Below are 240 nucleotides of genomic sequence, written 5' to 3' on the forward strand. Positions count from 1 at the left end.
GGCGGTGGCAACCACCCACGACCTGCCTACGCTTCGCGGTTATTGGGAAAGCGGGGATCTGACGCTGGGCAAAGCGCTGGGGTTATATCCTGATGAAGTTATTCTGCGTGGTCTTTACCAGGACCGGGAACGGGCGAAGCAGGGGCTGCTGGATGCGCTTCATCAATACGGCTGTCTGCCGCAGCGCGCCGGACACAAGGCTTCGCTGATGGCGATGACGCCGACGCTTAATCGCGGGAT

1 pseudogene is annotated in these 240 nt (G+C 60.8%); it reads left to right on the forward strand.

The features are described 5' to 3' along the window. A pseudogene (malQ, locus tag GYRE_RS14365) lies at positions 1 to 240 on the forward strand (4-alpha-glucanotransferase); the annotation flags it as partial.

The organism is Yokenella regensburgei ATCC 49455, assembly GCF_000735455.1.
GTDB classification, from domain to species: Bacteria; Pseudomonadota; Gammaproteobacteria; order Enterobacterales; family Enterobacteriaceae; genus Yokenella; species Yokenella regensburgei.